Annotated in this window: 6 protein-coding genes and 1 pseudogene; 6 read left to right on the forward strand and 1 reads right to left on the reverse strand. The window is 59.3% G+C overall.

The window, feature by feature from the left end; all coding sequences use genetic code 11:
* Positions 1-452: 452 nt before the first annotated feature.
* Complete coding sequence (locus WCA53_RS30100) at positions 453-1,388, reverse strand: LysR family transcriptional regulator (protein ID WP_423919968.1); 936 nt, start codon at positions 1,386-1,388, stop codon at positions 453-455.
* 143 nt (positions 1,389-1,531) lie between these two features.
* Between WCA53_RS30100 and WCA53_RS30105 the strand changes: the two genes are divergently transcribed.
* From WCA53_RS30105 to WCA53_RS30130, 6 genes and pseudogenes are all read left to right on the forward strand, one after another.
* Positions 1,532-2,854 carry an MFS transporter gene (locus WCA53_RS30105; RefSeq protein WP_423919971.1) on the forward strand — a complete coding sequence of 441 codons (1,323 nt, stop codon included), beginning with the start codon at positions 1,532-1,534 and terminating at the stop codon, positions 2,852-2,854.
* Positions 2,847-3,140 (forward strand): hypothetical protein, encoded by a 294-nt coding sequence (locus WCA53_RS30110; protein WP_423919976.1) that lies wholly within the window; start codon positions 2,847-2,849, stop codon positions 3,138-3,140. The genes WCA53_RS30105 and WCA53_RS30110 overlap by 8 nt, the downstream gene beginning before the upstream one ends.
* 197 nt (positions 3,141-3,337) lie before the next feature.
* On the forward strand, positions 3,338-4,123 hold the full coding sequence (locus WCA53_RS30115; protein WP_423919980.1) for an MFS transporter: 786 nt from the start codon (positions 3,338-3,340) through the stop codon (positions 4,121-4,123).
* A gap of 52 nt (positions 4,124-4,175) precedes the next feature.
* The gene (locus tag WCA53_RS30120) at positions 4,176-4,730 is read left to right on the forward strand and encodes a helix-turn-helix domain-containing protein (RefSeq protein ID WP_423919988.1); all 555 of its coding nucleotides are present in this window, start codon (positions 4,176-4,178) and stop codon (positions 4,728-4,730) included.
* A gap of 65 nt (positions 4,731-4,795) precedes the next feature.
* The gene (locus tag WCA53_RS30125; RefSeq protein WP_423919985.1) at positions 4,796-5,593 is read left to right on the forward strand and encodes an aldolase; all 798 of its coding nucleotides are present in this window, start codon (positions 4,796-4,798) and stop codon (positions 5,591-5,593) included.
* A gap of 132 nt (positions 5,594-5,725) precedes the next feature.
* Positions 5,726-6,068: pseudogene (locus WCA53_RS30130) on the forward strand (HAMP domain-containing protein); the annotation flags it as partial.

Genomic DNA, 6,068 nt, shown 5'->3' on the forward strand with positions numbered 1-6,068 from the left:
GTCGAACACCCTCCTCAAGCTCCAGCGACGCGCATACGCTTCGCCTCAACGGCCCTAACCCACCTGGGCTGTGCGAAGTTTGGCGCGGGATGGATAAGCGTGGAGCATGTGCTTTGGTGATGGGAGAACGCGAATTATGTTGTTGTACGGCCGTCGAGGCGAAGCGTGTGCGCGCCACTTGCGAGAAAGATCGGTGTTTAACTGCCGGTTGTGGCTGCGGGAGCCGTACTACGTTTGGGCCAAAAACCTGAAATGCGCAACGACGACACTTAAATATTAGCGGTTTAAACGCGTTTCTTTGCTTCGTTTCTTTTCGCGTTTGAAAAGAAATGAAGTCCCGCCCCGGATAGGGGCTAACAGTAATAAGCAAGAAAATCCGACTTAAGCAGAACGACCACGCCAGCAGAAGGACTCTATCCTACCCCTACACTCGCCGCGTACAGCACCCCGTCCTACAGCACCCCGCTCGCGGCCGAATTGGCGTCGTCCATGATTTCCTCGGCGAGCGCCAGCGCCGCACTCGCCGCTGGCGAGTGTGTTCGCTCAGCCAACGATACGAGCGCAAATTCCAGACTCAACTTAGGCGGATGAGTGAGCCGGATCGGCACGAGGTGCTGGGCTTCGAGCTCGCGCCGGACCGCCGAGGCGGTCGCGAACAAGACCGCGTCCGTCCTGGCCACAACCTGTTTGAGCACGGCAACGTCGTTGCACTCGACCTGCAACGGGATCTCTTCATGCGCGTGATACTTGAGCAAGCGATGCAGCGCGTCCTTCATAAACATAGGCAACGACACCGAAACGAGCGGAAAGTCCCGCATGGCGGACAGCGACACCGGGCCGCGTGCCAGCAACGGATGATCCGGCCGCGCGAACCATCCGCCCTCATGACGCGGCAACCGACGCAACGCTATGTCCGGCGTAACGGGCGGCACGCGCCGGTCCGCCACCACAAAATCAACCCGCTCCGCGCGCAATTTTTGTATCAGCTCGTCGCCGTCGCATAGCTCCACCACGACTTTGATCTTGGGAAAGCGCCGTGAAAATTCGACGAGCAAATCTGGCAGCAGCACGACTGCAGCATAGGGGCCGAGGCCGATCCGCACCTCGCCGAGCTCATGCGCCTTCAGCAATTCGACATCGCGGAACATGCACCGCGTTTCGAACAGGACGCGCCGGGCGCGCTCGACCAGGAGACGGCCGGCCGCCGTCAGCGCAACCCCTCGGGCAGCACGGTCGAAGAGCTTCATGCCGATTTCATCCTCGAGCACCTGGATACTGCGGCTGAGCGCGGGCTGGCTGAGATGGACGCGGCCAGCCGCACGGGCGAAACTTCCTTCTTCGGCAAGCGCCACCAGATGCGAAAGCCGCCGCGAATTGATTTCATGCATTGTTTGCATCGTCCCAATAAAGAGAATGCACTTGAACTATTGCGTTATACCACCTCAAATGGCGCAAACACGCGCACTGGATCGCCTCGATAACAACGGCCCATTCGCTGACCACCCCGCTGGGTCATCCTGAGGAGCATTAAATGTTTAACATAAAAGAGTCCGGGTTCGTGCTGAGCCACTCACCTCCTGTCGCGACAGCGAGCCGGCAGCGCTGGGTGATCGTTGCATCACTCTTTCTCTTCATGGCGATCAATTTCGCCGACAAGGCCGTGCTTGGCCTCGTCGCGGTGCCGCTCATGCACGACATGCAACTGACGCACGCCCAGTTCGGAATGGTCGGGAGTGCTTTCTTCCTGCTTTTCGCCCTATCGGGTGTCGGCATCGGCCTGGTTGCGGACCGGCTCAACGTCAAGTGGCTGCTGGCAGGCCTCGCGCTGGTGTGGACGGTCGCGCAGTTGCCGCTTGCGTGGCCGACGAGTCTAGCCGTGCTGCTCGCGTGTCGCATCCTGCTCGGCGCAGGCGAAGGTCCTGCGTCGCCGCTTGCACTGCATGTCGTGTACACGTGGTTTGAAGATCATGAACGCAGCCTCCCCACCACCATTGTCCAGCAGGGTGCAACAACAGGCATCATCCTCGCGGGCCCGGTGCTCACTTTCATTGCACAACGCTGGTACTGGCACGCGGCGTTCCTGACCCTGGGCGTGGTCGGCGTGTTGTGGACGATCCTTTGGCTGTGTGTCGGAAAGAGCGGTAATGTGCGCGGGCCGCGGCCGCACGCGAGCGCATCGCGTACCGCCCCGCTTCCTGTACACGTTCGCGCAAGCTATGGTCGTCTGCTCACCGACCGCACCGTAATCGGCACGCTGCTGCAGGGGCTTGTGGGTTATTCAGTGATTGCGATCGGCGTCATCTGGGTACCCAGTTATTTTCGCGCGGCACTAGGGTACAGCGCGACCGAAGCCGGCTGGTACTTTGCGCTGCAAGTGGCGGCGCAGATTCCCATCGGACTCGCGCTGGCCGTGCTGTCGCATCGATTGCTCGCTCGCGGCGTATCGACCAAGGTGGCGCGCGGGGCTCTGGTCAGTAGCGCGTGTGTCGTGAGCGGGATTGCTTACTGCATGCTTCATTTCGATGCCCCGCCGCTCGTCAAAGTCGCAGTGATGGCGCTCGGGAGCGCGCTGGCCCTGCAGGTCTTCACGTTCGGCCCGCTGCTCGTGGCCGAAGTGACGCCGGATTCCCGGCGCGGCGCAATGCTCGCCATCACCAATTCGATTGCGACGCTGGCAGGGCTGGTTGCGCCTGCGGGAATGGGTAAGCTGCTTGGCGCAGTGGCGAATAACCAGGGCTATGAAATTGGCTTCGCCATCACGGGAGTGCTGTTGATCGCAGTGGGCGCGGCGGGATTTCTGCTTCTCGATCCGCAGCGCTCATATCAGCGCCTGCAGCAATTGTCCGGTGCCTGACGATGCGGCCTCAAGAGAAAGTGAAGGTGAAAGTGAAGGTCAAGGTGAAAGTGAAAGTGAAAGCCCAACCGTTACCATGAGCGCGGGGGCCGGCACCCGGGTTCCCGGCTTGGGCTATGGATGGACACTCGTCTACAAGAAGGTGCTGTACTCCGTGCCGTTCACGCTGGCCGGCAAGCAGTTGTGCCTGAAGGTCACCGACACGGCTAATGGCTCTGATCGGCACCTGATCGCCGCCAGCCGGAGACACCCCGCCGTCGTTTCCCATTCCTTCGCAGCCAGCTAACGTTGGCTCATCCGTTCGGATTCACCGAACACTTCTCCACGGCGAACGCCGAAAGACCGAAAGTTGGGCGCCCCTCGCCCCGCGACGCCGTGAATCCATGGCCGTCATTTCCCATTTACTGAATCAGCGCTCACCGCTCACTAAATACGGTGACTGTGCCCGTGCGTGCCTCTCAAAAAACCCTAGCGGATCTCCTTTTGTTTTTGCCGGTGATGGCGTTGCCGCGCGCAGATCTGCTGTCATGGGGGTGGCGCCTGCCGTTCCTGGCGAGCCTGGTCATGGTCCTGATCGGCGGTTTCCTGCGTTCGCGTGTCTCCGAAACGCCGGCGTTCAGGCGCCTTCGCGCGCAGCGCAAGACGTCAAAGCTGCCTGTACGAGACGTCTTCAAATATTTTCGGCGCGAGTTGCTTGTCGCAGCCGGCCTGAAGATGAGTGAGGTCGCATGGCCGGGCGTGCTAGGCGCGTTTGCTGTGACCTTCGTCCATCAAAAGTTTGGGATGTCGGATAGCGTGATTGTTACGGCGGTGCTGATCGCCGCATGCTGCGAACTCATCTGCATGCCCCTGGTCGGCGCACTGGCGGACAAGGTTGGACGTAACAAGGTCTACGTGGCCGGGATTATCGGCGCCGCGATTTTGGCATTTCCCGTCATGTGGCTGCTTGACTCAAGAAGCGTCCCACTTGTGTCGCTCGCGGTGGTCATCGGCATGGTCATGACGCAGGGCATAATGTTCGCACTTCAAGCCAGTGTGATTCCTGAATTGTTTGGGACCGCTGTCCGTTACAGCGGAGTTTCACTCGGCTTCCAGATTGGCGCCGCAATTTCCGGCGGCTTGACGCCGCTGATTGCGACGGGACTGGTGCACGCGGCATCCGGTAGCGTATGGCCGGTTTCGGTTTATCTGCTCCTGCTTTCGGTGCTCAGCCTCGCGGCGTTTTCTTCAATACGCAAGCGAACAAAGGTCTCAACTTTATATGACTGAAGTTTCAAAAGTCGGGGTATCGGCTAAGGGCGATCGCTCTTCAACCGGGAACGTGGCGGCCTTGGGCAAACGGGCTCTTTTCCTTCGAAAGCAAAAGGGCTTGAGCCTCGATGAGTTAGCAGCAGCATCGGGTTTGACGAAAGGGTATTTGTCAAAGGTGGAGCGTGGTCTATCGGTGCCGTCTATTTCGACTGCGTTGCGGCTGGCCCAGTGCTTTGGCCTCAGCGTGGGCCAATTGCTTGGCGACGAGGAAATCGAGGAGGCCATCACCGTAGTGCGCAAGGATAAACGCAGACCCTTCATGCGCGAGGGTTCGCCATTGGATAGCAACTATGAATCCATGGCAGGCCACAAGACACTGCGGGCGATGGAACCGTTCATCATGCGGCCGCCGCACGAGTTTGAAGACGACAGGATGTTCCAGCACGTGGGCGAGGAGTTTATGTTCGTGCTGCGAGGAACGGTCGAACTTGAGTTCCCGGCGCGTCGTGTCAGGTTGGAAGAAGGCGATTCGATCTATTTCGACGCGCACACCCTGCACAGGACGCGCTGCATTGGAGACGGGGCAGAAGTGCTTGTCGTTGTGCACTCTCCAGTCGAAACCTGATAATTATCAAATGACACAAAGTTTCATCTGTGATACTTTTATAAGTATCATCAAGGAGATGGACTATGAGCACCGTACAGATTCGAGAAAAAGATGAGTATTTGAAGAAAACCGCCGTAAACGTTGAGAAGCATCTTGCGATTCCGGAATGGAGCCTGAAGGAAAAACTGGCGCTATCCGCGCGCATGCTCGCGGTCGACGGGCATGACTCCGGATTGGCCGGCCAATTGACCGCACGCGCCAGCGCTCCCGGAACCTACTGGATGCTGCGCTTTGGCCTGGGTCTTGAGGAAACGACGCCCGAAAACCTGCTTCTGGTGGACGACGATCTCAATGTGCTGGAGGGTGTTGGGATGTCTAACCCGTCCAACCGCTTCCATCTTTGGATTTATCGGCATCGCGCAGACGTCAATAGCGTCATCCACACCCACCCCCCGCATGTGTCAGCCCTTTCGATGATCGGCGTTCCCCTCGAAGTGGCGCACATGGACACGTCGATGTTCTATGAGGACTGCGCGTGGCTGCCGAAGTGGCCCGGCGTGCCGGTCGGCGATGACGAGGGACGCATCATTACGGACGCACTGGGCTCCAAGCGCAGCATCCTTCTGGCCAACCACGGTCAGTTGTGCGCGTGTGGAACGGTTGAAGAAGCGACGGTGATGGCTTTGTTTTTTGAGCGTGCAGCCAAACTGCAACTGATGGCGCGAAGCGCTGGCGAAATTCAGGCTATTGACCCGGCGCTCGCCAGGGAGGCGCACGACTATCGGTTAAAACCTCGCACCATTGGTGCAACGTTTGCCTACTACGCGCGACGAGTCCTGAAGCTGGAGCCGACCCTGCTGGACCCGGTTGGCGAGGCGTAGGTCGCTCGCACATTCGCAGGAATAACGTAGGAGTCGAAAGTGTCGGCACTGCAGGGCGGCGTGAAATCCAGGTCATATAGTCAGAAAGAATGTTTCCGGAGCTATTAGATGTCGCTTAATAGCTCCGATATCTTTCAGCGCATCGCGGAGGGCGACCTCACAGGCCGCATCGAAGTGACGAGCGACAATGAAATGGGCAAGCTCGCCGCCGCGCTGCGCAAGATGCAGGATTCCCTGATATTGACCGTCAATGCAGTCCGTCAGGGTACCGAAGCGATCGACACCGGCGTGAGTGAAATCGCCGCCGGCAACACTGACCTGTCGCAACGTACCGAAGAGCAGGCGGCTTCGCTCGAAGAGACTGCTGCTAGCATTGAAGAGCTAACCTCCACCGTCAAGCAGACTGCCGAGAACGTCAACCAGGCGAGCTCGCTCGCGCAAGGGGCGTCGACGCTGGCGGCGCAGGGTGGCGAAC

Source organism: Caballeronia sp., from assembly GCF_049581465.1.
In the GTDB taxonomy this organism is placed as follows: Bacteria; Pseudomonadota; Gammaproteobacteria; order Burkholderiales; family Burkholderiaceae; genus Caballeronia.